The 22883-nt window shown below is 67.7% G+C and carries 23 protein-coding genes and 1 pseudogene; 19 read left to right on the forward strand and 5 right to left on the reverse strand.

Annotation, left to right across the window (positions count from 1 at the left end; all coding sequences use genetic code 11):
* Nucleotides 1-4: 4 nt before the first annotated feature.
* Genes AC59JP_RS18350 through AC59JP_RS18360 form a run of 3 tightly spaced genes read right to left on the reverse strand, consistent with a single transcriptional unit; the run spans nucleotide 5 to nucleotide 2813 of the window.
* Nucleotides 5-730, reverse strand: coding sequence for a uracil-DNA glycosylase (locus tag AC59JP_RS18350; protein WP_497327648.1), 726 nt, complete (start codon nucleotides 728-730; stop codon nucleotides 5-7).
* On the reverse strand, nucleotides 715-2262 hold the full coding sequence (locus AC59JP_RS18355; protein ID WP_497327252.1) for a PH domain-containing protein: 1548 nt from the start codon (nucleotides 2260-2262) through the stop codon (nucleotides 715-717). The genes AC59JP_RS18350 and AC59JP_RS18355 overlap by 16 nt, the downstream gene beginning before the upstream one ends.
* Nucleotides 2259-2813, reverse strand: a complete 555-nt coding sequence (locus tag AC59JP_RS18360; RefSeq protein WP_497327253.1) for a PH domain-containing protein — start codon at nucleotides 2811-2813, stop codon at nucleotides 2259-2261. The genes AC59JP_RS18355 and AC59JP_RS18360 overlap by 4 nt, the downstream gene beginning before the upstream one ends.
* Before the next feature lie 162 nt (nucleotides 2814-2975).
* Between AC59JP_RS18360 and AC59JP_RS18365 the strand changes: the two genes are divergently transcribed.
* The 11 genes and pseudogenes from AC59JP_RS18365 to AC59JP_RS18415 all read left to right on the forward strand — a co-directional run bounded on the left by AC59JP_RS18365 (nucleotide 2976) and on the right by AC59JP_RS18415 (nucleotide 13849).
* Complete coding sequence (locus AC59JP_RS18365; protein ID WP_497327254.1) at nucleotides 2976-5549, forward strand: bifunctional FO biosynthesis protein CofGH; 2574 nt, start codon at nucleotides 2976-2978, stop codon at nucleotides 5547-5549.
* Nucleotides 5546-6307 carry a hypothetical protein gene (locus AC59JP_RS18370; protein ID WP_497327255.1) on the forward strand — a complete coding sequence of 254 codons (762 nt, stop codon included), beginning with the start codon at nucleotides 5546-5548 and terminating at the stop codon, nucleotides 6305-6307. The genes AC59JP_RS18365 and AC59JP_RS18370 overlap by 4 nt, the downstream gene beginning before the upstream one ends.
* A 112-nt stretch (nucleotides 6308-6419) precedes the next feature.
* Nucleotides 6420-6743, forward strand: a complete 324-nt coding sequence (gene fdxA / locus AC59JP_RS18375) for a ferredoxin (RefSeq protein ID WP_497327256.1) — start codon at nucleotides 6420-6422, stop codon at nucleotides 6741-6743.
* A 2-nt stretch (nucleotides 6744-6745) separates the two neighbouring features.
* The gene (gene dapC, locus AC59JP_RS18380; RefSeq protein ID WP_497327257.1) at nucleotides 6746-7867 is read left to right on the forward strand and encodes a succinyldiaminopimelate transaminase; all 1122 of its coding nucleotides are present in this window, start codon (nucleotides 6746-6748) and stop codon (nucleotides 7865-7867) included.
* Between the two features lie 11 nt (nucleotides 7868-7878).
* Nucleotides 7879-8418: a DUF6584 family protein gene (locus tag AC59JP_RS18385; protein WP_497327258.1), complete on the forward strand. Its 540-nt coding sequence runs from the start codon at nucleotides 7879-7881 to the stop codon at nucleotides 8416-8418.
* Nucleotides 8419-8450: 32 nt separating this feature from the next.
* Nucleotides 8451-8669, forward strand: coding sequence for a hypothetical protein (locus AC59JP_RS18390; protein ID WP_497327259.1), 219 nt, complete (start codon nucleotides 8451-8453; stop codon nucleotides 8667-8669).
* 12 nt (nucleotides 8670-8681) lie between these two features.
* Nucleotides 8682-10082 (forward strand): acyl-CoA synthetase, encoded by a 1401-nt coding sequence (locus AC59JP_RS18395; protein ID WP_497327260.1) that lies wholly within the window; start codon nucleotides 8682-8684, stop codon nucleotides 10080-10082.
* A gap of 85 nt (nucleotides 10083-10167) precedes the next feature.
* Nucleotides 10168-11004 (forward strand): hypothetical protein, encoded by an 837-nt coding sequence (locus tag AC59JP_RS18400; RefSeq protein ID WP_497327261.1) that lies wholly within the window; start codon nucleotides 10168-10170, stop codon nucleotides 11002-11004.
* Between the two features lie 64 nt (nucleotides 11005-11068).
* On the forward strand, nucleotides 11069-12457 hold the full coding sequence (locus tag AC59JP_RS18405; protein WP_497327262.1) for a purine-cytosine permease family protein: 1389 nt from the start codon (nucleotides 11069-11071) through the stop codon (nucleotides 12455-12457).
* A complete protein-coding gene (locus tag AC59JP_RS18410; RefSeq protein WP_497327263.1) occupies nucleotides 12454-12900 on the forward strand; it encodes a nucleoside deaminase in 447 nt (148 codons plus the stop codon). Before AC59JP_RS18405 ends, AC59JP_RS18410 begins: the two co-directional genes overlap by 4 nt.
* Nucleotides 12897-13849: pseudogene (locus AC59JP_RS18415) on the forward strand (isopenicillin N synthase family dioxygenase). Before AC59JP_RS18410 ends, AC59JP_RS18415 begins: the two are co-directional and overlap by 4 nt.
* Here the strand turns inward: AC59JP_RS18415 and dapD are convergent.
* On the reverse strand, nucleotides 13846-14796 hold the full coding sequence (gene dapD, locus AC59JP_RS18420; RefSeq protein WP_497327264.1) for a 2,3,4,5-tetrahydropyridine-2,6-dicarboxylate N-succinyltransferase: 951 nt from the start codon (nucleotides 14794-14796) through the stop codon (nucleotides 13846-13848). The pseudogene AC59JP_RS18415 and the gene dapD overlap by 4 nt on opposite strands.
* A gap of 16 nt (nucleotides 14797-14812) precedes the next feature.
* Complete coding sequence (locus tag AC59JP_RS18425; RefSeq protein ID WP_497327265.1) at nucleotides 14813-15709, reverse strand: NAD-dependent epimerase/dehydratase family protein; 897 nt, start codon at nucleotides 15707-15709, stop codon at nucleotides 14813-14815.
* Between AC59JP_RS18425 and dapE the strand changes: the two genes are divergently transcribed.
* The 8 genes from dapE to AC59JP_RS18465 are packed head-to-tail and all read left to right on the forward strand — an operon-like array spanning nucleotide 15708 to nucleotide 22802.
* Nucleotides 15708-16817, forward strand: coding sequence for a succinyl-diaminopimelate desuccinylase (gene dapE, locus AC59JP_RS18430; protein WP_497327266.1), 1110 nt, complete (start codon nucleotides 15708-15710; stop codon nucleotides 16815-16817). The two genes, AC59JP_RS18425 and dapE, sit on opposite strands and share 2 nt — an antisense overlap.
* Before the next feature lie 14 nt (nucleotides 16818-16831).
* Nucleotides 16832-17608, forward strand: a complete 777-nt coding sequence (locus AC59JP_RS18435; protein WP_497327267.1) for an LOG family protein — start codon at nucleotides 16832-16834, stop codon at nucleotides 17606-17608.
* Nucleotides 17605-18186: an LOG family protein gene (locus tag AC59JP_RS18440; RefSeq protein ID WP_497327268.1), complete on the forward strand. Its 582-nt coding sequence runs from the start codon at nucleotides 17605-17607 to the stop codon at nucleotides 18184-18186. Before AC59JP_RS18435 ends, AC59JP_RS18440 begins: the two co-directional genes overlap by 4 nt.
* Before the next feature lie 57 nt (nucleotides 18187-18243).
* The gene (locus AC59JP_RS18445) at nucleotides 18244-20019 is read left to right on the forward strand and encodes a long-chain-acyl-CoA synthetase (protein ID WP_497327269.1); all 1776 of its coding nucleotides are present in this window, start codon (nucleotides 18244-18246) and stop codon (nucleotides 20017-20019) included.
* Nucleotides 20020-20038: 19 nt separating this feature from the next.
* Nucleotides 20039-20917 carry a dihydropteroate synthase gene (gene folP, locus AC59JP_RS18450; protein ID WP_497327270.1) on the forward strand — a complete coding sequence of 293 codons (879 nt, stop codon included), beginning with the start codon at nucleotides 20039-20041 and terminating at the stop codon, nucleotides 20915-20917.
* On the forward strand, nucleotides 20914-21834 hold the full coding sequence (locus AC59JP_RS18455; protein ID WP_497327271.1) for a glucosyl-3-phosphoglycerate synthase: 921 nt from the start codon (nucleotides 20914-20916) through the stop codon (nucleotides 21832-21834). Before folP ends, AC59JP_RS18455 begins: the two co-directional genes overlap by 4 nt.
* Nucleotides 21835-21861: 27 nt before the next feature.
* The gene (locus AC59JP_RS18460; protein WP_497327272.1) at nucleotides 21862-22203 is read left to right on the forward strand and encodes a DivIVA domain-containing protein; all 342 of its coding nucleotides are present in this window, start codon (nucleotides 21862-21864) and stop codon (nucleotides 22201-22203) included.
* Nucleotides 22200-22802 carry a DNA-3-methyladenine glycosylase I gene (locus tag AC59JP_RS18465; protein WP_497327273.1) on the forward strand — a complete coding sequence of 201 codons (603 nt, stop codon included), beginning with the start codon at nucleotides 22200-22202 and terminating at the stop codon, nucleotides 22800-22802. The genes AC59JP_RS18460 and AC59JP_RS18465 overlap by 4 nt, the downstream gene beginning before the upstream one ends.
* The last annotated feature ends 81 nt before the right edge of the window (nucleotides 22803-22883 follow it).

A 22883-nucleotide genomic window follows, 5' to 3' on the forward strand; every position in this document is an offset into this window, starting at 1 on the left:
CGCCTCAGAGCACCCCTGCCGACGCCCCCGCTCGCGCCAGGACCTCCTCCACCATCGCCGGTGTCAGCCGTCCGGTGAAGGTGTTCTGCTGACTGACGTGATAGCAGCCGAAGACGTGCAGCGGCTCGGCCGCAGTGCTCGGCTCCAGGACGATGTGCGCCCCGTGCCCGAACTTGGGCCGAGGACGGGGAACGATCCAGCCCGACGTACCGAGAATGGGAAGCAGCGCCTGCCACCCGAACCCGCCCAGTACCATCACGGCGCGAATCGTCGGGGCGAGCAGGTGCAGTTCCGTTTCGAGCCACGTACGGCACCGGTCGCGCTCGTCGGGAGTGGGCTTGTTGTCGGGGGGCGCGCAGTGCACCGGTGCCGTGATGCGGGTGGCGTTCAGCGTGAGCCCGTCGCCGATGTGCGTGGCCGTCGGCTGATTGGCCAGACCGACCGCATGCATGGCGGCGTACAGGACGTCGCCGCTGCGGTCGCCGGTGAACATGCGGCCCGTGCGATTGGCGCCGTGGGCCGCGGGCGCCAATCCGACGACGAGCAATTTCGCATCCGCGGGTCCGAAGCCGGGAACCGCTCTGCCCCAGTACGTCTCGTCGCGGAAGCTCGCCCGCTTCTCGCGTGCGACCTGCTCGCGCCACTCCACCAACCTCGGGCAGGCGCGGCACGACGCGATCTGCGAGTCCAGCTCGGTGATAGACGCCGGAGCGGTCATCGGCGCGCCCAGACGTCGCCCGCTCCGGGTTGGGCCGCCTCGACGATCGACCAGGCATGCCCGACGGAAACGTCGACGATGTCGTAGTGGCCGTCTCCCGCGGCCGTCGCCGCGACGATGGTGGCGACACCCGCACGCCGTTGGAAGAAGCTCTGACGCACCGTCCACCCGACGACGCCGTCGGACTCGATCGTCACCCGCCGACGGTCGAGGCTGCCGTACTGCGTGACGAGCCATCCGGTGTTCGCCGCGTGCCCCAGCCCCCGATAGCGATCGACGGCAAGGGCAACCGCCAGAGCAGCGGCGACGCCGATGCCGATCCACACCGCCGGCGGGATTCGGCTCGTCACGAGTTCGAGAACCACGACCAGCGCCGCCACCGCGAGTACGGGAAGAAGCGCACGAGTGAGTCTGCGTCGCAACGCGACTCGGCCGTGCGCGACCAACGGAACGAGCGCGGCGTCGGGCGGCCCCACGTCGGCGAGGACGGCCCGCATGACGCGCGTTGCCTCCGCGAGCGGCGCTGCCGGCAGAACCAGCGAGGAGTCCGCCTTCTCGGCACTGACACCGGTCATGACCGCGTCGAGCCGGGCACCGCCGACCAGACGCAGAACCAGGGGACGTCGCAACATCGTGCCGCGCAGACGGTCTCGGTCCAGGGTGGTGTGACGAGTGGTGAGCAGACCGTGTCCGACGCGCAGTCGTCGGCCGTCGTCGGTCACCGTGAGATTGCCGTAGACCACCAGGTACCGCACACACGCAAGCAGGCTCGTGATCACGAGAAACGCCACGACGGCGATCCCGACCAGCGCGACGATGCCGAGGCGTTCGGCTGCGTCGACACCGCTCTCCACGGCGTTCGACGTTGCGATCGACTGACCCAGGCCGGACTGGAAGATCAACCCGGTGACGGCAGCGACGATCACGACTCCGGTGGCGGTGAAGGGCGCGTACCGGACCCACGACGTCCGAAAGTGCGCCAGCTCGGTCTCGGTGGGCGCCGCGACCGGCCCATTCACGGACGGCGGCGACCCGGGCGACGGTGCGACGGGCGAGGAGTTCATCAGCTCGTCGCGCAGCGCGGGTACGAGCGCACTGTCGAGGGCGTTCAGCTCGAACTGCTCTCGCTTGTCCACCTTCTGTCCCGTGCCGATGCGGACGATCGAGAGTCCCAGCAACCGGTGCATGACCTTGGACTCGACGTCGACACTGCGGATCCTGGTGCGCGGCACCGACAACAGCTTCTTCTGGAACAGTCCGGTGCGCAGCTGCACGTGCACGGGGCCGAGTCGGTAGCTGGTGGTGAACCACCGCAGAACGGCAAGACCCACCGTCAGAGCCAGGAGCGCGAGACTCCACACGTGGTTTCCGCTCTGCGTGCCGAGAACGAGCGTGGCCACGAGCGCCGGGAGGAATCGCACGACTTCCGTGACCGGGTGGATGAGCAGCATCCGTTTGTCCAGACGCAGCCACGGCTGCTCGTTCTCCGCCGCGACGGCGTCGGGACCCGACGCGGCGGCGGGAACCTCGACCGGGTTCGTCACGTCGCGTCGCCGCGGGTCAGCGCGGCGACCTCCGTCAGATGCGCGACGGTGGTGTCGGCGACGTCCTGGTCGAGGGCCGCGATCTTCACCGCACCCGCCGAGGACGCGGTGGTGACGGTGACGGTGGACAACCCGAGCGCACGGTCGATCGGACCGCGCTCGGTGTCGACCGTCTGCACTCGGGAGATCGGCGCGACGCGCCATTCCTGCGTGAACCAGCCGGTGCGGGAGTACACGGCGGTGTCGCTGATGTCCCACCGATGCACCCGGTAGCGCCACGACGGGACCACTGTGATGTGCAGCACGGCCAGAACCAGCGTCACGGCGGCCACGGTCAGATTGGGCCACCACACCGGTGCGTCCGAGTTGACCGCGAGCAGAACGGCCCACACGATCTCGGCCACCGCGACGACGGCCCACAGCAGTGCCGCGTTGATCGCCCACAGTGTCCTGGCCTTGGGACTGGGTCGGCGGCTCGGATCGGTCATCTGCACCGGCCCGGGCCCTACGCTGTCGGGGGTCTCGACCGGAGCGGGCGGTTCTTGGCTCATGGTGTCCTTGTCCGGGAGTCGATTCGGCGGGCTCGAAGGTCGCGCTGTGGTCCGGGTTCACCACACTGCGCTCTGTTCGCACTGCTATCGATCTGTGAGGACACTGTGTCCCGGGGACCCCTGCAGTGGCAACCACACAGTCCGAAGGCGCATGATCGAGCGGTGACTTTTCTGCCCGATCCTTTCCTGTCGACATCCGCCAAGCCGATCGCCGAGCCCGCTGCCGAGTCCGCGCCGTCCGCGTCGGCGATGCGTCGCGCCCTGCGGCGTGCGCGCGACGGTGTGGTTCTCAACGTCGACGAGGCCACCGTTCTCCTGCACGCGCGCGGTGAGGATCTGGTCGATCTGACCGCCTCCGCGGCCCGCGTGCGCGACGCCGGCTTGCTCGCGGAGGGTCGTCCGTCCACCGTGACGTACTCGCGCAAGGTGTTCATTCCCCTGACGCGCCTGTGCCGCGACACGTGCCACTACTGCACGTTCGTCACGGTGCCGGGCAAACTGCGTGCCGAGGGGCACTCGATGTTCCTCGAAGCCGACGAGGTGCTCGACATCGCGCGCCGCGGGGCCGAAATGGGCTGCAAGGAAGCGCTGTTCACGCTCGGTGACCGCCCGGAGGCCCGGTGGCCCGAGGCGAAGGAGTGGCTCGACGCACGCGGCTACGACTCCACGCTCGATTATCTGCGGGCCGTGTCCATCCGGGTGCTCGAGGAGACCGGCCTGCTGCCGCACCTCAATCCCGGGGTCATGAGCTGGGAGGAGATGTCACGACTCAAGCCGGTGGCGCCGTCCATGGGCATGATGCTCGAGACCACCTCGCGTCGACTCTTCGAGGAGAAGGGCCAGGCGCACTACGGGAGCCCGGACAAGGATCCCGCGGTGCGGTTGCGCACCCTGACCGATGCGGGTCGGTTGAACGTGCCGTTCACCACCGGAATCCTGGTGGGCATCGGCGAGACGATCCGTGACCGCGCCGAATCCATCATGGCAATTCGCTCGTCGCACAAGGCGTTCGGTCATGTGCAGGAAGTGATCGTGCAGAACTTCCTGGCGAAGGACGACACCGCGATGCGCGGCGCGCCCGACGCCGGACTCGACGAGTTCCGCGCGACCATCGCGGTCGCACGACTGCTGCTCGGACCCTCGATGCGCATCCAGGCGCCGCCGAACCTCGTTGCCGCCGACGAATGTGCCGCGTTGCTCGCGGCCGGCGTCGACGACTGGGGCGGGGTGTCGCCGCTGACGCCCGACCACGTCAACCCCGAGCGTCCCTGGCCGAACCTCGAGTCGTTGGCAGAGATCAGTGCCGCGGCCGGGTTCACTCTCACCGAACGCACTGCGGCGCAACCGAAGTACGTGTTGGCCGCGTCGCCGTGGATCGACCCGCGTATCGCTGCGCACGTGCGCGCGCTCTCCGACCCGACGTCGGGGCTCGCCCGCACCGACACGATCGCGGTGGGCCTGCCGTGGCAGGAACCCGACGAAGTGTGGGAGTCGACCGGACGAGTCGACCTCAACACCGAGATCGACACCGACGGCCGCAACACCGACACCCGCTCCGACATCGGATCCGCGTTCGGTGACTGGGAATCGATCCGGGAGCAGGTTGCCGGACTCACGGCGCTCGAGACCGTCGACCGCGACGTCGCCGCAGCGCTGCGCGCAGCCGAGAAGAATCCGGGCGGACTCAGCGACGAGCAGTACCTCGCCCTCGCCACCGCTGACGGTTCCGCGCTCGACGCCGTCGCGGCGTTCGCCGACCATCTGCGCAAGGACGTCGTGGGCGACGACGTCACCTACGTGATCAACCGGAACATCAACTTCACCAACATCTGCTACACCGGCTGCCGCTTCTGTGCGTTCGCTCAGCGCAAGGGAGACGCCGACGCGTTCTCCCTCTCGTCGGCCGAGGTGGCGGACCGTGCGTGGGAAGCGCACGTGCTCGGCGCCACAGAGGTGTGCATGCAGGGCGGCATCGATCCGGAGCTTCCGGTGACGGGGTACGCCGATCTCGTGCGCGCGGTGAAGGCGCGAGTTCCGTCGATGCACGTCCACGCGTTCTCGCCCATGGAGATCGTGAACGGCGCGTCGCGCGGCGGACAGTCGGTGCGGGACTGGCTCGTCGAACTGCAGTCCGCGGGGCTCGACACCATTCCCGGCACGGCGGCGGAGATCCTCGACGACGAGGTGCGGTGGGTGCTCACCAAGGGCAAGCTGCCGGCGCAGACCTGGATCGACGTCGTCACGACCGCGCACGTGGTGGGGCTGAAATCGTCGTCGACGATGATGTACGGGCACGTCGACAACCCGTCGCACTGGGTCGGACACCTCAATGTGCTCAAGGGAATTCAGGATCGGACCGGTGGATTCACCGAGTTCGTGCCGCTGCCGTTCGTACACCAGAGTTCACCGCTGTACCTCGCGGGCGCCTCGCGTCCCGGCCCGACCAATCGTGACAACCGTGCGGTGCACGCGCTCGCGCGCATCATGTTGCACGGCCGGATCGACAACATTCAGACCTCGTGGGTCAAGCTGGGTATCACCGGAACGCAGGTCATGCTGAACGGTGGCGCCAACGACCTCGGTGGAACGTTGATGGAGGAGACCATCTCCAGGATGGCAGGATCGCAACACGGATCCGAGAAGACCGTCGAAGAACTGCACGCCATCGCCGACGGCATCGGCCGGCGTGCCGTCCAGCGCACGACCGCCTACACCGACAGGAGCACAGCTGCGTGAGCCCCGATCGCCTCGGTGACGAGAAGGTGGCCGCCGCACTCGGCGCCGCCGTTCGCGTCATCGTCCCGACCCTGACTCTGCTCGCCGAACGCGATCCGTTCGGAATCAAGAAGCGCACGTTCCGGAACGCCGCCGACACCGACTCGACGCTCGATCAGGCGTTGAACGCGGTCGCCTGGGTCTTCGACGCCACCGACGTTCCCGGCACCGAGGCGTGGTCGCGGATGTCGCTCGACAAGCGTGCGTCGTGGTGGGTCAACCGCGTCGGCGCCCTCGGGACCGTCGCTGTGGCGTTCCCCGGTTTCTTCGGAGTGCTGGCGCGCCGACTCCCGCTGCAGGACATCCTGGGGTTCGCCAATCAGGCCATGGTGATCGTGGCCGTCGCCCGCGAGTGCGGCGTGACCGATCACGACGAACTGGTGCGACTGCTCGCCGCGGTGCTGTGCAAGCGGAATCTGCCGCGGCGCACCGTGGGCGAGGCGGCTGCGCTCGAGACCCGCACGAAGGACGCGGTGACCACCGATCGTCCGCGTTCTCCCTCCGCTGTGCTCTCGGCGTTGTGGTCGGTCACGAAGATTCTTCGGGGCATCGCGGACGAGTTGGACAAGCGACCCGACGCCCGTACCGTTTACCGGTGGCTCGGCAACCTGCCCGTGGTCGGCGCAGTCGCGGGATACGTCGGCGAACGTGGTGCGTTGTCACGAGCGGTGAAACTTGCACGAAAATGGATACGCACAGAAGGTCTGGCCGCCGCCTAGCGGTCAGGGCACCCTCAGCGCAAAACGGGGCGGTAGCCGGGTGATACTTGAGCTTCGGTTCGGGTAGTACCTGCTCGCCCCACGAGCCCCGAGAAAGGTCAAGGAGACACCAGTGCCCTACACGATTGCAGAACCGTGCGTCGATGTTCTCGACAAGGCATGCATCGAGGAATGCCCTGTCGACTGCATCTACGAGGGCGGCCGCATGCTGTACATCCACCCCGACGAGTGTGTGGACTGCGGCGCGTGCGAGCCGGTGTGCCCCGTCGAGGCGATCTTCTACGAGGACGACGTTCCCGATCAGTGGTCCGCGTACGTCGGCGCCAACGTCGACTTCTTCGACGATCTGGGGTCCCCGGGCGGCGCAGCCAAGGTCGGCAAGACCGACTACGACCCGCCCTTCATCAAGGCTCTGCCGCCGATGGGTGAGAGCTGACCTTGCCGGTCGCAACAACGGGCCGGATCCCGCGGGCAGCCGGTCTACCGGACTTCCCGTGGGATTCGCTCGCCGACGTGCAGGCGACGGCCGCGTCGCATCCCGACGGCATCGTGAACCTGTCGGTGGGGACTCCGGTCGATCCCGTCGCCCCCGTCATTCGCGACGCGCTCGATCGCGCCTCCGCCGAGCCGGGATACCCCGTCACCGCGGGGACGCCGGCCCTGCGCGCCGCCGCGGTCTCAGCGCTCGAACGGCGCTACGGCATCACCGGTCTTGCAGAGGACGCCGTTCTCCCGGCCATCGGCACCAAGGAAATGATCGCGTGGCTGCCGACTCTGCTCGGTTTCGGCGCCGACGACCTGGTGGTGATTCCCGAGCTGGCGTATCCCACCTACGAGGTCGGTGCGCTGCTTGCCGGGTCACGCGTGACCCGATCCGACAGCACCGCCGGTCTCGGCCCAGAGACTGCGTCGCTGATCTTCGTCAACTCGCCGTCCAACCCGACCGGGCAGGTGCTAGGTGAGGCGCACCTGCGCAAGGTCGTCGAATGGGCCCGCGAACGAGGCACCATCGTCGTCTCGGACGAGTGCTACCTCGGCCTGAGCTGGGACGGCCCGGCTGTGTCGATTCTCGACCCGCGGGTGTGCGGCGGCGACGTCACGGGCCTGCTCGCCGTCCACTCGCTGTCGAAGACATCCAACTTGGCGAGCTATCGGGCCGGATTCGTCACCGGAGATCGATCCCTCGTCGCCGAGCTTCTCGCCGTGCGCAAGCACGCGGGCATGATGGTGCCCTACCCCGTTCAAGTCGCCATGACTGCCGCTCTGTCGGACGACGAGCACGAGAGCGAACAGCGCGAGCGCTACCGCCGGCGCCGCGAGTTGCTGCACGCCGCCGTCGCCGCAGCCGGCTTCACGATCGACCACTCCGAGGCGGGCCTGTACCTGTGGGCGACGCGCGGTGAGCCCTGCCGCGACACTGTGGCCTGGTTCGCCGAGCGCGGCATCCTCGTCGCGCCCGGCGAGTTCTACGGGCCGCGTGGATCGAAGCACGTGCGCATCGCGCTGACCGCGACGGACGAGCGCATCGACGCAGCGGTCGCCCGGCTCAGCACGAACTGAGGACAGTCGGCGTGGGTGCACTGGATCGGGCGCAGGAAGACATCGCGTGCGGTGAGCCGTGGCGAGCTCGAAACCGGCTCAGTTCCGTCCTGGAACAGGAACCGGCGTCGCAGGGAGCGCTGGACCTCCTCGGCTACGCGTACCTGGCGATGGACGATCTCCCCGCCGCGGGTGCGGCCTGGTTCCTGACGAACCGCTCCGACGACGATCCCGACGTGCTGCGGGCGCTGCGGGCGCTGAGCTCCGCTTATCCGGACCCGCTCGCGCTGGCGCACGCACTGCCGATCCGCGCGCCGTCGTCGGCATACCCGCCTCGTGCCCGTCAGCGTCTGGCCGTGCTGGGCTCGCGAGTGCGCGCCGGCGGCCAGGACTGGGAACCGCCCGGCGAAATGCACTTCTTCGAGCAGGACGGCGTCGACGTCGAGGCCTTCCGCGAGTGGCCGACGACGGTGGCCACGTCCAGGTCGGGCATCAAGATCGTCGCCGCGGTACTGGTGATCGCCATGCTCGCGGGCGCCTCCGTCGCCACACTGGTGCTTTTGCTTCTCTGATCTTGTCTGTGACCGGTGGTACTACTGAGGTCATGAGTACTACCGAGGTCATGACGTGCCACGAATGCGCCGCAGCCGTCGATCATTGCCACGGAACATTGATCGTTCACTCGACTCGCGTCGTGGAGTGCACCGACGAGGCGTGTGTGGAGCTGCAGGCAGTACGCCACGTCTTCGTGGTCGACTGCTCGGCCGTCGCCGGAGGGTGCACGTGCGCCGACGGCGAGGAGTCCGCTCTGCTGGCGTCGTGACACACTTCTGACGTGCTTCTTCGGTCTCTGAACTCGTACACGGTCGCCCGCGGAGACGACATCGACGACGCGGTCACCGTCGGCGACGAGGTTCTCTCGCGTAGTGACGTTCTCGGCGCCGCCACATCGGTGGCCGAGCGCATCATGGGCGCGCAGCGTGTGGCCGTGCTGGCTCGACCCACGGTCTCCACCGTGATCGCTGTGATCGGTGCCCTCATCGCGGGAGTTCCGGTGGTGCCGGTCCCGCCGGATTCCGGGCCCGCCGAGCTGGACCACATTCTGTCCGACTCCGGGGCGCAGGCGTGGCTGGGACCCGCGCCGGAACACGACGGTGGGGTGCCCACCGTGCCGGTACGGCTTCACGCCCGGTCGTGGCACTCCTACCCCGAACCGCCGGTCACGACAACGGCTTTCGTTCTCTACACCTCGGGGACCACCGGCCCGCCCAAGGGCGTGCTGCTCAGCCGCGGAGCCATCGAGGCGGGCCTCGACGCGCTCGCGGAGGCGTGGGCATGGACGGCCAACGACGTTCTGGTGCACGGACTTCCGCTCTATCACGTGCACGGCCTGATCCTCGGAATCCTGGGCCCGCTCCGCATCGGCTCTCGCGTGATCCACACGGTGAAGCCCACACCCGAGAACTACGCGTCGGCGCGCGGCACGATGTATTTCGGCGTTCCCACCGTCTGGTCGCGCATCGCCGACGATCCCGACGCAGCCCGGAGTCTGCGAAGCGCCCGACTGCTGGTCTCCGGCAGCGCGGCACTCCCGGTTCCGGTGTTCGAGAAGCTGTCCGAACTCACCGGGCTCGCGCCCATCGAGCGGTACGGCATGAGCGAGACGTTGATCACGGTCAGTACGCGCGCCGACGGCGAGCGCCGCCCAGGCTGGGTCGGCCTTCCGGTGCGCGGGGTCGAGACTCGACTGCGCGACGAGGCGGGCAACGACGTGCCGCGCGACGGCCAGAGCATCGGCGCACTTCAGGTCCGGGGGCCGATGCTGTTCGAGGGCTACCTGAACAATCCCGACGCGACCGCGAAGTCCACGACGGACGACGGATGGTTCGTCACCGGCGACGTCGCGGTGATCGACCCCGATGGTTTCCACCGCATCGTGGGACGTGAATCGACGGATCTGATCAAGACCGGCGGGTTTCGAGTCGGCGCCGGCGAGGTGGAGACGGAACTGCTCGGTCACCCGTCGGTGCGCGAGGTCGCGGTGATCGGTGTGCCGGATCCGGATCTGGGTCAGCGCATCGTGGCGTACGTCGTGGGCGAGAACGTGGTCGAGCAGGAGCTGATCGACCACGTCGCCTCGCGGCTCTCCGTGCACAAGCGGCCGCGCGAAATCAGGTCGGTGCAGTCACTTCCGCGCAACGCGATGGGCAAGGTGCAGAAGTCGCGCCTCGGTTGACCCGGTTCGCCAGAAGTTCAAAGTTCCATTACTTTGAAATTACGGCTGATCGTCAGCTGCTCGAATCGCTCGGAGAACAATCACGATGAGAACACCCCTCTCCGGAACGCGCCGTCTCGCCGTGATCGTGGGGCTCTCCGCACTCCTCGTGCTCGGCGCGAATCCTGCGGCATCCGCACAGCCCACTGCTGCGCCGGCGCAACCTGCAGCCGCTCCGGCGCTGCCCGCCGATTTCGCCGTTGTGCCGGAACGCACCGCACTCGTGCTCGACTGCGCAGGAACGCGCATCGAGACACCGAATGCGGCCGAGGCCCGGCCCGGTCTGTCGGAGGTCAAGCTGTTCATCGCGGACTACGCCCTGCGCCGCGGTGACGGGTCGGCGGAGGACCGCGATCTCGCGCAGCAGATGGTGATCTCGAGCGACGACTACGACGCATCGCAGCTCGACAGCAAGTACCCGTCGGCGATCGACGACATCGCAACCGAGTACGGCCTGACGTCCACGACGCGGGGATCCTTCTGGGGCGACTCGTACACCAGCGCCGCCGATCTGGTGACGTTCCTCCAGCGTCTGCGGGCACTGCACCCCGACAGCCCGATTCCGGGGTGGATGGCCGCGGCCGAGCCGGTTGCGTCCGACGGAACCGTCCAGAACTGGGGCACCTCGCAGCTCGTCGGCGTGCAGGGCACCAAATGGGGATGGGCGGACGACATTTCCACCGCGGTGGCATCGGCGTCGATCGGCCCTGGATTCGCGGTTGCGGCCATCACTCTCAGTGGTCCGGACGAGCAGAACCAGGACGTGCAGGCAGTCCTCGGCGGCGTGGATCTGACGCGGGTGCAGCCGCCCGCATCGGCGTACCCCGAGTGGAAGCCGGGCGAGACGCTCGAACAGCTCGTACGGTCCATCCTCGGCACCTGATTTACTCGGGCGATACGCCCGATTTCGGTGAGCGGCGTCGGGTGCGGTGTCCGATGATGATTCGATGACTTCGATGGACACCGCCCACGGCGAGTACGGCACCCGCGTCATCGCGGTCGAGCCGGGTGGGAACGAACCGATCTCCGCCGAGCACCGACACGGTCGGCCCCGGCAACTCTTCTGGACGTGGACCTCGCCCAACCTCGAGTTCGCGACGATCTTCGTCGGTGTTCTCGCGGTGGCCGTCTACGGCATGACGTTCTGGCAAGCCGTCCTCGGTCTGGCCGTGGGAACGGGCCTGGGAGCGGCAGCTCACTACGTGCTCTCCGCCCGCGGACCGCTGCACGGAGTTCCGCAGATGGTGCTCGGGCGGTTGGGTTTCGGGTACCGAGGCAATGCCCTTCCGGCGGCGTTCATGTCGATCATGTGCGGGGTCGGCTGGTTCGCCACCAACAGCGTCAGCGGTGCCTTCGCACTGAGCACGCTGTTCGGTCTCGGCCCATTGCCGTCCCTTGTCATCGTCGTCCTCGCGCAGACCGCGTTCGCGTTCTTCGGCCACAACCTCGTGCAGGCATTCGAGAAGTTCGCCTTCCCCGTTCTCGCCGTGGTGTTCGCCGTGACGGCAGTGGTGATTCTGAGCAAGTCCGATCCCGGCGCCGCGGCCGTGCCCGACGGAGTCGGCGGAATGGGCGGGTTCCTGCTGACGGTGGGGACCGCGTTCGGGTACGCCGCCGGCTGGACGCCGTACGCGGCCGACTACACCCGCTACCTCCCCGCCGACACCAACCGGCACCGCACCGGGCTGTTCGCGTCGGCCGGGTTGTTCGTCTCGTGCGTCGCTCTCGAACTCGTCGGCGCCGCGTCGGTGACGATCGGACCCGCCGCATCCGACAACCCGACGGACGCCTTCACCTCCAACCTGCCGACACTCCTGGGTGATCTGACCCTCCTCGCCATCGCGATCGGCGCCGTCGCGGCCAACGCCCTCAACGTCTATTCCGGTGCCATGGCGTTCACCACCATCGGGTTCGCGCTGCCGGTGAAGACGCAGCGCGCGGTTGTGGTGGTCGGCTTCGGCGTCCTCGGTTTCCTCGTCGCCTGGTGGGCGCTCGCCGATGCCGCGGCGAGCTACGAGGCGTTCCTCCTCGTCGTCGCCTACTGGATCGGCCCCTGGCTCGGCGTGGTTCTCGTCGACCAGTACCTGCGCCGCGGCAAACACATCGCGGGCTTCCTCTACGACAAGACGTACTCGAACTGGGGAGGCTTCACCGCCTTCGTCGTCGCGCTGGTGGTCTCGGTTCTGTTGTTCTCGAACCAGGAACGATTCGTCGGCTACGCCGTACGTGCGTTTCCCGAGCTGGGGGACATCACCTTCTTCGTCGGATTCGTCGTCGCCGCGGTCGTCTACGTCGCTCTTGCCGGAAAATCCGTGTCGCACCAGGAATCTCGATGACACCCGAAAAGATGTTGGAGGTGGCGCGGGCCGAAGCGGAGACGGGGCTGCGTGAAGGCGGCATCCCCATCGGCGCCGCGCTGTTCGCGGCCGACGGCACCCTCCTCGGTCGGGGTCACAACCGACGGGTGCAGAACGATGACCCGTCCATTCATGCCGAAACCGACGCCTTCCGCGCCGCCGGCCGCCAGCGCGACTACCGGTCGACCACCATGGTGACCACCCTGGCTCCGTGTTGGTACTGCAGTGGTCTGGTCCGCCAGTTCGGCATCGGGTCGCTGGTGGTGGGGGAGAACCGGACCTTCGACGGCGGCATCGACTGGTTGCGGTCGGCCGGAGTCGAGGTGACGGTGGTGGACGACGAGAGGTGTGTCCAGATGATGACGGAATTCGTTGCAGCGCAACCAGTTCTGTGGAACGAGGACATCGGTGTGGCCGAATGAGCGCCGTCACGACCGTCGACATGCAGCAGTGGCGCCGCCGTCCCGAGGAGGTCGGCGCCGCGGTCGACGACGGTCTGCGCCGGGCCGGTTTCCTCCTGGTCACCGGACACGGAGTCACGCCCGGTCTGGGCCGGGACGTGCGCGCCGCCTGCCGTGACTTCTTTGCCCTGCCCACCGAGGTGAAGCAGCGGTACGCGGCCGTCGTCGGGGGTCGAGGATGGATCGGGCCGGGCCTCGAAGCGAACGGATACGCCGAAGGCACCGAGACGCCGCCCGATCTCAAGGAGACCTTCGCCGTCGGGGCGCAGACGGTCAGTGGAGATCCCGCGGTCGACGCCGTGTGGTTTCCGCCCAACGTCTGGCCGGCCGAGGTCGAGCGCATGAGGACGCTGCTCACGCAGTACACCACCGAAATGCAGGCGCTCGCCGACGAGCTTCTCGAGATGTTTACCGCAGCCCTGACGGTGACGCCGATCCCTTTGCCGCACTGGCCGATCGGTCGACCTGGACCCGCAACGTCAACCACTACCCACCGATGACGGAGGTCGGCGAACCGGAGCCCGGCCAGTTCCGTATCGGTCCCCACACCGACTTCGGCACGGTGACGATCCTCGACCGCGAGCCCGGCGCGGGCGGGTTGCAGGTCTACACCGACGACGGGGGATGGGAGGACGCGCCGTTCGAGGAGGACGCGCTCACCGTCAACATCGGCGATCTCCTCGAATACTGGAGCGGACGCCGGTGGCCGTCGGGACGGCACCGCGTTCTACCGCCGCAACCCGGTGCGCCGGAAGAGGACCTGGTCTCGCTGATCTTCTTCTACGAGCTCAACCACGACGCGGTCGTCGAGGCGCTGCGGCCGCCGATCGGCTCGGTGGACGGTCTGCCGCCGGTGGTCACGGGCGAGTTCATCGGCGAGCGTCTCGCCGCGATCACGATGCCCGGCTAGTCGTTCTTGTGCAGGGCGGCGTTGAGTTCGACGCCGGTGCCCTTCCACGGAACGACCTCGACGGTGCCGGAGACGGAGTTGCGGCGGAAGAGCAGGTTGCTGTTGCCGCTCAGATCGGCTGCCTTGACGACGGTGCCGTCGGGACCGGTGACCTTGGTGCCGGCGGTGATGTACAGGCCCGCCTCGACCACGCAGTCGTCGCCGAGCGAAATTCCGACGCCCGCGTTGGCGCCGAGGAGGCACCGCTCGCCGACGGAGATCACGGTCTTGCCGCCGCCGGACAGCGTGCCCATGATGGACGCGCCGCCGCCGACGTCCGAACCGTCGGCGACCACGACGCCCGCGGAGATGCGGCCCTCGACCATGGAGTTGCCGAGCGTGCCGGCGTTGAAGTTCACGAAGCCCTCGTGCATGACGGTGGTGCCGCTCGCGAGATGCGCGCCGAGGCGTACACGATCGGCGTCACCGATGCGTACTCCCGTGGGCACCACGTAGTCCACCAGTCGCGGGAACTTGTCGACGCTCAGCACGGTGACGTGTCCGCGGGCGCGCAGCTTGGCGCGCGTCGCCTCGAAGCCCTCGACCGCGGCCGGCCCGAAGTTGGTCCACACCACGTTCGCCAGCAACCCGAACTGGCCGTCCAGGTTCACCCCGTGCGGCTCGACGAGGCGATGCGAGAGAAGGTGCAGGCGCAGGTAGACGTCGTGCGCGTCGGTCGGGGCGTCCTCGAGCGAGGCGATGGTGGTGCGGACGGCAACCTTCTCGAGGTCGCGCGCATCGTCGGGCCCGACCAGGTCGCGCAGCTCGGCCGGGATGTCGTCACCCTGCAGGCGAACGGTGCCGGCGTCCGAGAACGAGCCGAGTTCGGGCGCGGGATACCAGGTGTCGAGTACGACGCCCGAGGTCGTGATGTGTGCAATGCCGACTGCCGATGCGCCTGTGGTCACGGGTGAAGAGCCTATGTCAGGCGCCCGGGTCGGCCAACTCGTCTCGCCAGGTGTGCTGCGGCTCGAAGCCCAGCAGATCGCGCGCCTTGGCGATCGAGTAGAACGTCTCGTCGCGGCCCATCTCGCGCCGCACCTCCACGTCGGGGTAGAAACGGTCGATCACCTCGGACGTGGTGGCCGCCACCGACATGTCGGCGTTCGCCACGTTGAAGACCTGGTAGCCCAGATCGTCCGTCTCGAGGCAACGTTGCACCATCTGCCCCAGGTCGCGGGTGTCGATGTAGGCGAACAGGTTGCGACGGCGAAGTGCCGGGTCCTCGAGAAAGGGCGGAAACATCTCGGCGTACTCGTGCGGTTCGATGACGTTGTTGATGCGCAGGCCGTAGACGTCGGCACCGGAGCGGGCCGCGAACGACCGTGCCGTCACTTCGCCCGCGACCTTGGACATCGCGTACGAGTCCTCCGGCACCGTGGGGTGCTCTTCGTCGACAGGCACGTACTGCGGACGACGCTCTCCCTGTGCGAAGCAGATGCCGTAGGTGGTCTCGGAGGACGCGAACACGACCTTGCGAACGCCGAGCCGGGTGGCCGCCTCGAGCACGTTGTAAGTGCTGAGCACGTTGGTGGCGTAGGTGGAGGAGTCGCTGCGAAGACCGATCCGGGGGATGGCTGCGAAATGCACCACCGCGTCGTACGACGGCACGCTCGGCAGCTCGAGTTCGTCCAGAGTCGCCAGACCCGCCAGCGCCGAGTACACCTCGCCGGCGTCGGTGAGATCGACGGCGAGGTCGGAGACGTCAGGATGTCCGAGTCCGACGAGATCGGCATTGGTGACGTGGTGGCCCTGCTCGGCGAGAAACGCGACCACGTGTTGTCCGGCTTTGCCGCTGCCGCCGGTGAAGAAGATCCGCATGACTCATTCGTACACCGTGCGGCACGTAAACTCGGATTTCGTGACTGCACTCGACCTGCACGCCGACCCCATCGACCTGACCGCGGCACTGGTCGACATTCCGAGTGTGAGCCGGGACGAGGCCACGATCGCAGATGCCGTCGAATCGGCGCTGCGAGAACAGACTTCCGGCTTCGAGATCGTCCGCGACGGGCACTGCGTTCTCGCGCGGACCAACCGCGGGCTGCCCACGCGCGTGATGCTCGCGGGGCATCTGGACACGGTGCCGATCGCCGACAACGTTCCGTCGCGGCGCGACGGGGACATCCTGCACGGGTGCGGGACCGTCGACATGAAATCCGGCGACGCGGTGTTCCTGCACCTCGCCGCCACCGTCGCGGAGCCGAACGCGGACATCACCTTGGTCTTCTACGACTGCGAGGAGATCGAGGCGTCGGCCAACGGGCTCGGCCGGATCGAGCGCGAGATGCCCGGCTGGTTGGCAGCGGACGTCGCCATCCTGGGCGAACCGTCGGGTGGATACATCGAGGCCGGGTGTCAGGGCACGCTTCGGGTGCGGCTCACCGCCCGCGGAACGCGGGCGCACTCGGCGCGATCGTGGCTGGGAGACAACGCCGTTCACAAGCTCGGCGGTGTGTTCGAGCGACTCGCCGCGTACGAGGCGCGCTCGGTGGACATCGACGGATGCGTGTATCGCGAAGGGCTGCAAGCAGTTCGGGTCAGTGGCGGAGTTGCGGGCAACGTCGTGCCCGACGAAGCGCAGGTCGACGTCAACTTCCGCTTCGCGCCGGACCGATCGGTGGACACCGCCGTCGACCACGTCCGTACCGTCTTCGACGGGCTACCGGTCGAGTTCGAGGTCACCGACTCCGCGCCGGGCGCCCTCCCCGGTCTCACCGCTCCGCCCGCCGCGGCGCTGATCGACGCGGCCGGGGGAGCCTTCCGGGCCAAGTACGGGTGGACCGACGTCTCGCGCTTCTCCGCGTTGGGGATTCCGGCCGTCAACTACGGGCCGGGAGATCCCAACCTCGCGCACAAACGGAACGAACACGTCCCGGTCCAGCAGATCACCGACGTGACCGAGGTGTTACGGCGTTATCTGAGCTGACTAATCTCGTGCGCATGGGACCGCATCCGGATCGACCTACCACCAACTACCGCGGGCCGATCATGGATCGCCGTCGTCGCGAGGACACGACCACGGACCAGCGTCTGCTGGATTCGCGAGGGCCGAGCGACTGGCTGCACACCGACCCGTGGCGCGTGCTGCGCATTCAGAGCGAATTCGTCGAAGGCTTCGGCGCTCTGGCCGAAATGCCCAGTGCCGTCACGGTCTTCGGGTCGGCCCGAACTCCCGTCGACTCGCCCGAGTACGAGCTCGGACGACACCTCGGCGGCGAACTCGCCAAGGCCGGCTACGCCGTCATCACCGGCGGCGGCCCGGGGGCGATGGAAGCGGCGAACCGCGGGGCGAGCGAGGCCGGAGGCTTCTCCGTGGGCCTCGGCATCGAATTGCCGTTCGAGCAGGGCCTGAACGACTGGGTCGATCTGGGTGTGAACTTCCGCTACTTCTTCGTCCGCAAGACGATGTTCGTCAAGTACTCGCAGGCGTTCGTCTGTCTGCCGGGCGGCTTCGGCACTCTGGACGAGCTGTTCGAGGCGCTCACTCTGGTGCAGACCCGCAAGGTGACGCGCTTCCCGATCATTCTGCTGGGCACGTCCTACTGGAGTGGACTGCTCGACTGGATTCGCGGAACGCTGGTGGAGCGCGGGACGGTCTCGCCCGGCGATGTCGAGTTGCTCCAGTGCACCGACAGCGTCGAGGACGCACTCGCGGCCATCGCTGCGGCGCGTCGCGAGGACGACGCTGCTGCACGGGTCCACGGTGATCCGTCATGACCGAACCTGTCGGCACGACGTGGACCGTCTGCGTCTACTGCGCCTCCGGTCCCGTCGATCAGCAGTACCTCGACCTGGCGACCGCGGTGGGGGAGGAGATCGGCCGACGCGGGTGGCACCTCGTCTCGGGCGGCGGAAACGTGTCGATGATGGGGGCGGTCGCCCGCGCCACTCGCGCCGCCGGCGGCAACACCGTCGGCGTCATCCCGACCGCACTCGTGGATCGCGAGGTGGCCGACGTCGACGCGGACGAGCTGGTCGTCACCGCCACAATGCGCGAGCGCAAACAGATTATGGACGACCGCGCGGACGCGTTCATCACGCTGCCTGGCGGAATCGGAACACTCGAAGAACTCTTCGAGACCTGGACGTCGGGCTATCTCGGAATGCACGACAAACCGGTGGTGATCCTGGACCCGACCAACCATTTCGAGCCGTTGTTCGCGTGGTTGCGCTCGCTCGTCGGAACCGGATTCGTCTCCGCCGCCTCGCTGGATCGTCTCGTGACCACCGCCGACGTGACTGCCGCGCTCGATGCGTGTGGGCCAGTGCGAACGGTGAACATTACCAATCAGTAAGGTAAGCATTGTCACAGCCGGTCCGGACGTAGCCGGCTCGCCAGGGGAGGAATTCGTATGGGTGCCGAGGCTCGTCACAAGGTCGGATTGTTGGAGATCGCCACAACGCTGCCGAGAATGACCACGGCTCTGCCGAGCGTGCTCCGCGGTGTGCCGGGTCTGCTGCGCAAGCCCGACGACAAGGAATCCATCGGACACATCTTCCAGCGGGTCGCGGCCAAGACGCCGGACCATCCGTTCGTCCGTTTCGAGGGTGACACCCTGACCTACGGGCAGGCGAACGACCTGGTGAACCGCTACGCGAGCGTCCTCACCGATCGGGGCGTGCAGCGCGGCGACGTCGTCGGCGTGCTCGCCAAGAACTCGATGCGCACGCTCCTCGTCGCGCTCGCCGCCGTGAAGCTGGGCGCGACCGCCGGGATGCTGAACTTCAACCAGCGCGGCGAGGTACTCGACCACAGCCTCGGAATTCTCGACTCGCGGGTCCTCGTCGTGGATCCCGAGTGCGTGGAGGCGCTCGAGTCGCTGGACGAGGCGCTGCCGGAGAAGGTGATCCTGCACGCCGACGAGCTCGACGAGAAGGCTGCCTCCGCAAGCGCCGAGAACCCGGCCGCCACGACGGAGATCCAGGCGAAGGAAAAAGCGTTCTACATCTTCACCTCCGGCACCACCGGCATGCCGAAGGCCAGCCTGATGAGCCACTTCCGCTGGCTCAAGTCGATGTCGGGACTCGGCAGCATGGGTGTGCGCCTGCGCAAGGACGACGTCCTCTACTGCTGCCTGCCGCTCTATCACAACAACGCACTGACGGTCTCGCTCTCGTCGGTGCTGTCCTCGGGCGCCACACTCGCGATCGGTCGGCAGTTCTCGGTGTCGAACTTCTGGAAGGACGTCCGCGAGAACCAGGCGACCGCATTCACCTACATCGGTGAGCTCTGCCGCTACCTGCTGACCCAGGACGAGAAGCCGGACGACAAGGACAACACCATCCGCCTGATCGTCGGGAACGGACTGCGCCCGGAGATCTGGAAGGAATTCACCGGCCGGTTCGGTATCGAACGCGTCGCCGAGTTCTACGGCGCCAGCGAGTGCAACATCGCGTTCATCAACGCCTTCAACATCGACCGCACCGCCGGCTTCTGCCCCCTGCCGTACGCCGTCGTGGAGTACGACGACGAGACCGGCAAGGCCAAGCGCGACAATTCGGGACGCCTGCGCAAGGTCTCGAAGGGCGACGTCGGCCTGCTGCTGTCGAAGATCACCGACCGTGCACCGTTCGACGGGTACTCCGACGAGGAAGCCACCAAGAAGAAGCTGCTCACCGACGGCTTCGAGGACGGTGACTGCTGGTTCGACACCGGAGACCTGGTGCGGCAGCAGGGTTTCCGGCACGTCGCGTTCGTGGACCGGCTCGGTGACACCTTCCGCTGGAAGGGCGAGAACGTCGCGACCACCCAGGTCGAGGGCACGCTCAACTCGCACCCCGACGTCGATCAGGCCGTCGTGTACGGCGTCGACATCCCGAACGCGGACGGCAAGGCCGGCATGGCGGCGGTGACGTTGCGCAGCGGCAAGTCCTTCGACGGCAAGTCCTTCGCCGCTGCCGCCTACAAGTCCCTTCCCGCGTACGCGGTTCCGCTGTTCATCCGCGTCGTCGACTCCCTCGAGGCCACCTCCACCTTCAAGAGCAAGAAGGTCGAGCTGCGCAAGATCGGGTACGACGCGGACGCGGAGGGCGACCTCTACGTGCTCGAGGGCAAGTCGAAGGGCTACGTACCCGTGTACGACGAGTACGTCGAGGCCGTGGGAGCCGGGAAGCTGCCCAAGAACTGAGTTTTGGCAAGCTGGTGTCATGACAGCTGTGACTCCGGCGGACACGTTCTGCGGCCGCCCGGTCGCCACCGACCGGGCGCTGGTGATGGCGATCGTCAACCGAACGCCCGACTCCTTCTACGACGGCGGCGCCAACTTCACCGACGAGGCCGCCATGTCCTCGGTGCACCGGGCAGTGGACGAGGGCGCCGACGTCGTCGACATCGGCGGGGTGAAGGCCGGTCCCGGAGCGACGGTGGACGCCGCCGAGGAGGCGCGCCGGGTCGTTCCGTTCGTCGCCGCCATTCGCGCCGCGCATCCGGATCTGGTCATCAGCGTGGACACCTGGCGCGGCGAGGTGGCCCGTGAGGCGTGCGCCGAGGGTGCCGACCTGATCAACGACACCTGGGCCGGAGCGGACCCCGAGCTCGTCCACGTGGCCGCCGAGATGGGCGCCGGCATCGTCTGTTCGCACACCGGCGGAGCGATTCCCCGGACCAGACCGCACCGCGTCCGCTACGACGACGTGGTCGCCGACGTCCTGTCGGAAGTGACGCGTGCGGCGCAGAGCGCCGCCGACATCGGGGTGCGCCGCGACGGAATTCTGATCGATCCGACCCACGATTTCGGTAAAAACACCTTCCACGGGCTCGAACTGTTGCGTCGCGTCGACAGTCTTGTAAACACCGGATGGCCAGTCCTGATGGCGCTGAGCAACAAGGACTTCATCGGGGAGACTCTGGGTGTAGGACTCGCCGAACGGTTGGAGGGAACGTTGGCCGCAACAGCATTGGCTGCCGCACAGGGTGCACGGATGTTCCGAGTGCACGAGGTGGCGGCGACTAGACGGGTCGTGGACATGGTCGCAGCGATCGCCGGGACCAGGGCGCCGTCGCGTTCGGTACGGGGGCTCGCATGACGCTCGCCGAGATCGACTCCATGACCGTTCGAGAGGCACGCCGGTGGGACGACCCCTGGTGGACCGTGGAGGAGCTTCGGCTCGCCAAGGGCACCCGCACGGTGTCCGTGGTGCTACCCGCTCTGAACGAAGAGGACACGGTCGCGTCCGTGATCGACTCGATCTCCCCGTTGGTGGGAGTGATCGTCGACGAGCTCGTCGTCCTCGACTCCGGCTCGACCGATCGAACGGCCAAGCGTGCGCGCGCCGCCGGCGCTCGTGTGGTGTCGCGGGAGGAAGCCGTACCCGAGGTGGCTCCGGCGCCGGGCAAGGGTGAGGTTCTGTGGCGCTCGCTCGCCGCGACGACCGGTGACGTGGTCGCGTTCGTCGACTCCGATCTCATCGATCCGGACCCGATGTTCGTGCCCAAGCTTCTCGGTCCGATGCTGACCGGCGACGGTATCCACCTGGTGAAGGCGTACTACCGACGCCCGCTCGCGGGATCGTCGGAGGCGCACGGCGGAGGCCGGGTCACCGAGTTGGTCGCGCGTCCGCTGCTGGCGGCGTTGCGTCCGGAACTCGGGCAGATCATTCAGCCGCTCGGCGGCGAGTACGCCGGGACCCGCGAGCTGCTCACCTCGGTGCCGTTCGCTCCGGGCTACGGAGTCGAGATCGGTTTGCTGATGGACACCTACGACAAGCTCGGGATTCAAGCGGTGGGTCAGGTGAATCTCGGTGTGCGCAAGCATCGCAACCGCCCTCTCGTGGAGCTCGGTGCGATGAGCCGGCAGATCGTCGGGACCATGCTCAGTCGAGCGGGAATCGCGGACTCGGGCGCCGGACTGACGCAGTTCGTTCTCGACGGGGACGACTTCGTTCCGGCCGTTACGGAGGTCTCGCTTCTCGACCGGCCACCGATGCAGACGCTGCGGCCCTGAAACAGCTCGGCGTGACAAGATCGACCCATGCTGACGGTTCTGACCTACGTCGTCGTGATCGCCGTGGTGGCGGCGGTGCTGTTCTTCGTCGCCTCCGCGGTGTTCGGGCGGGGTGAAGAACTCGAACCGCTTCCTCCCGGCACCACGGCGACGGCGCTTCCGGCGTCCGGGGTCACCGGGCGGGACGTTCGGGCCCTGAAGTTCCAGGTCGATCTGCGGGGGTACGACTCCGCGGAGGTCGACTGGGCACTGGACCGGGTGGCCACCGAGATCGACTCGCTGCGCATCAGGCTCAGGGATCTCGAGGAGCGAGTGGGTGCGCCTACTCCCGATGCGGACGGCGAGCGTGGATCGGAGCCGACGTCGTGACCGACGACGGGCGCGTGCGGTGTAGTTGGGCGACGGGGACCGGCGGACCGGCCGACGAGCTGAACCGCGATTACCACGACTACGAGTGGGGACGGCCGGTGCACGGACGGGACGCGCTCTTCGAACGAATTTGTCTCGAGGCGTTCCAGTCGGGCCTGTCGTGGATCACGATTCTGCGCAAACGAGAGTCGTTTCGGTCTGCGTTCGCCGGGTTCGACCCCGACGCGGTTGCCCGGTTCACCGAGGCCGATACCGCACGGCTGATGGCGGACGCGTCCATCGTGCGCAACCGCGCGAAGATCGACGCGGCCGTGAACAACGCTCGGGCGGTGCTGGACCTGGAGGGCACCGACCTCGACACCCTGCTGTGGTCGTTCGCACCCGATCCGCCGAGACCTCGTCCGGAGGCGGCGGACGGCGTGCAGGCCATCTCGGCCGAATCCACCGCCATGGCAAAGGATCTCAAGCGTCGGGGTTTCCGCTTCGTGGGTCCCACGACCGCGCACGCACTGATGCAGGCCACGGGAATGATCGACGAGCACGTCGCCGATTGTTGGGTCCCGCCGAGCGCAAGCGGCAGTCCGATTCCCGGCCCGTAAGAGGATAGGGAAGAATGGTTGTCCAGGACCTCGTCGCGCGTCGACGGGAGAGAAAACAGCAGGAGCCGAGGCGCAGAGCAG

Source organism: Rhodococcus sp. 320_ES (genome assembly GCF_059691855.1).

Excerpts from the sequence above, each read along its gene's own strand:
- AC59JP_RS18405 (WP_497327262.1), top strand. The coding sequence starts at position 11,069 with ATGACTTCGATGGACACCGCCCACGGCGAGTACGGCACCCGCGTCATC.
- AC59JP_RS18445 (WP_497327269.1), top strand. The coding sequence starts at position 18,244 with ATGGGTGCCGAGGCTCGTCACAAGGTCGGATTGTTGGAGATCGCCACA.
- AC59JP_RS18440 (WP_497327268.1), top strand. The coding sequence starts at position 17,605 with ATGACCGAACCTGTCGGCACGACGTGGACCGTCTGCGTCTACTGCGCC.
- AC59JP_RS18425 (WP_497327265.1), bottom strand. The coding sequence starts at position 15,709 with ATGCGGATCTTCTTCACCGGCGGCAGCGGCAAAGCCGGACAACACGTG.
- AC59JP_RS18400 (WP_497327261.1), top strand. The coding sequence starts at position 10,168 with ATGAGAACACCCCTCTCCGGAACGCGCCGTCTCGCCGTGATCGTGGGG.
- folP (WP_497327270.1), top strand. The coding sequence starts at position 20,039 with ATGACAGCTGTGACTCCGGCGGACACGTTCTGCGGCCGCCCGGTCGCC.
- AC59JP_RS18460 (WP_497327272.1), top strand. The coding sequence starts at position 21,862 with ATGCTGACGGTTCTGACCTACGTCGTCGTGATCGCCGTGGTGGCGGCG.
- AC59JP_RS18455 (WP_497327271.1), top strand. The coding sequence starts at position 20,914 with ATGACGCTCGCCGAGATCGACTCCATGACCGTTCGAGAGGCACGCCGG.
- dapE (WP_497327266.1), top strand. The coding sequence starts at position 15,708 with ATGACTCATTCGTACACCGTGCGGCACGTAAACTCGGATTTCGTGACT.
- AC59JP_RS18435 (WP_497327267.1), top strand. The coding sequence starts at position 16,832 with ATGGGACCGCATCCGGATCGACCTACCACCAACTACCGCGGGCCGATC.
- AC59JP_RS18390 (WP_497327259.1), top strand. The coding sequence starts at position 8,451 with ATGAGTACTACCGAGGTCATGACGTGCCACGAATGCGCCGCAGCCGTC.
- AC59JP_RS18410 (WP_497327263.1), top strand. The coding sequence starts at position 12,454 with ATGACACCCGAAAAGATGTTGGAGGTGGCGCGGGCCGAAGCGGAGACG.
- AC59JP_RS18360 (WP_497327253.1), bottom strand. The coding sequence starts at position 2,813 with ATGAGCCAAGAACCGCCCGCTCCGGTCGAGACCCCCGACAGCGTAGGG.